This window comes from Actinomycetota bacterium (genome assembly GCA_036280995.1).
GTDB lineage: Bacteria > Actinomycetota > CALGFH01 > CALGFH01 > CALGFH01 > CALGFH01.
This window is the reverse complement of sequence record DASUPQ010000083.1, coordinates 1-2,056: the sequence shown is the minus strand read 5'-3', so window position 1 is coordinate 2,056 and position 2,056 is coordinate 1. Positions and strand designations below refer to the sequence as shown.

The window sequence follows — 2,056 nt, the reverse complement described above, 5'->3', positions numbered from 1 at the left end:
TCCTGGAGATGGCTGGCAACCGTTCGCTGGCCGATCTCCGACGTGCGCTCACCCCCAAGAGGACGCTGGTGCTGGTGGGAGGATCGGGCGGTCGCTGGTTCATGGGGACCGGCCGCACCCTCAGAGCGGTCCTGGTGTCGCCGTTCATCGGCCAACGGCTGCGCTCGTTCTTTTCCGGCTCTTCACCTGCTTCCGTGGGTGGTCATCGGCCGGGTAGGGGTGGGCACAGCCCGCCGACGGTGAGCATCGCCAGCCCGATCAAGGCATCTGGAGACCTGAACCCGAACGCGATCCGGGTGAGCAGGCGGATCTTGGTGTTGACCGACTCCACCAGCCCGTTAGACAGGCCCTCGGTCAGCGCCGCGTGGATGCCGGCCCGGTGCGCGCTGATCGTGCTGGCGAGGGTGACGAACGCGGGGATCCGGCAGCGCCTGGCCCAGGCCAGCCACGCCTCCAGCAGCACCGTAGCCTTGACACCCTTGAGCTTGAACACCAACCGCAGCTCCTCCTTCAGCAGATACGCCCGGTACAGCCCGGCATTGACTCGCGCGATCCAGGCGAGCTTGCCGCGCTGGCGGCCAGTGAGGTCTTCGGGGTTCTTCCATAACGCGAACCGGGCGCCCTTGAACTCGCGGGCAAGAGCGGTGTCGCCCTGCTGGCGGGCGGTGTTCCAGACCTGGCGGCGGACCTCGTCCAGCGCGTCGCTGGCCCACTCGGACGACATGAAACGGGTCCAGGCACAACCGGGCGGCCCGGCAGCGCTCCGCAACCACCGTGGCGGCCCACTCGGCGGCGTCCGCGCTCACCAGCCGGATCTTGTCGCAACGTTCCGGGCCGAGCAGGTCAAAGAACCCGCGCAGGGTCGCCTGGTCGCGGCCGGGCGCGGCCCACACCAGCCGTCTGCTGTCATGATCCACCACGACCAGCAGGTAGCGGTGGCCCTTCTTGTAGCTGATCTCGTCGATCCCGATCCGCCGCAGCCCCTCGAACCGATCGCAGGCCGCCTCAGCATCGGCAGCCACCCGGGCCACGATCCGGCCCACCGTCGCCCACGCGGTCCGCAGCAACTCCCACACGGCCTGCTTGGAGGCATGCGCCGCCAGCCACGCGGTCGTGTCGTCAAACGCCCGCGTGTGCCCCGCCCCATGCCGCGCCCAGGGCACCGCGGCGACCACCACCCCATGCTCCGGGCAACGTACCCGAGGCGCGTCTGCCTCCACGAACGCCTTGAGCAGGCCAACATCCAGCGCCCGCCAGCGCCGCCGCCCCTCACCCCGGTCAAAGCCCCTGCAGCGCCGACCGCACCGCCCGCAGCGGCCCTGCAGATGCTTGCGCGGCCGGGCTGCCACCACGACCGCCTCGGCCTGCTCGTCAAACCACACCCGCTGGATGACCGCATCCTCGACACCCAGCAGCCGTGCCCATAGCCTTGCAGATCGCACGCCGTTCCCCCCTCTACGGAACCAGCCTTCAAGCAGCCGGAACCGTAGACAGGGAACGGCGTGCAGTCACGTAAGCCTTCTCAAAGCACCCACGGATCGGTGAGAAGAGCCCCTTTTTGCCTGGTACCTGATCGATCCACTCAAGGACGGATTCGAGTTGCGGATGGATGCTGCCGGCCGCCCACTTGCACGGCTCACCATTGGCGGGATAGGAATCCCCTCGGCGAGGTTGGACGTCGGCGGGCAGCGCCTCCTGTTAACCGAGGTGGCCAACCGACAGGTCACGATCGCCGACGCCAGCACCAGGACGGTCGTCGCCGAATTCGAGTGGCAGCGGCTGGGCCGCCAGGGGACCCTGCGGTTTGTGGAGGGCGGCCAGCTTAGGTGGCGCAGGACCAGTCGGTGGCGTCGAACCTTCACCGTTGTCGACCGGTTCGGCAACCTGCTGCTGCGCTTCTATCCGGACGGCCGCGTGCTCAGCCAGGGTCTCAACACCTCGCTGGAGCTGTCTGTGGGTTTGCGGGATGACCTCACGCTGCTACTCGCCCTGGGATGGTTCCTGCTGGTCAGCACCGGCGCCACAACACCGCTCCAACCAGTCGCGACGCCGTAAC

Annotated in this window: 1 protein-coding gene and 1 pseudogene; one reads left to right on the top strand and one right to left on the bottom strand. The window is 68.4% G+C overall.

Features of this window, described 5'->3' with window-relative positions; all coding sequences use genetic code 11:
- Nucleotides 1-202: 202 nt before the first annotated feature.
- A pseudogene (locus VF468_02280) lies at nt 203-1,442 on the bottom strand (ISL3 family transposase).
- 229 nt (nt 1,443-1,671) lie between these two features.
- Here VF468_02280 and VF468_02275 point away from each other — a divergent pair.
- The gene (locus tag VF468_02275) at nt 1,672-2,055 is read left to right on the top strand and encodes a hypothetical protein (GenBank protein HEX5877139.1); all 384 of its coding nucleotides are present in this window, start codon (nt 1,672-1,674) and stop codon (nt 2,053-2,055) included.
- Nucleotide 2,056 lies beyond the last annotated feature (1 nt).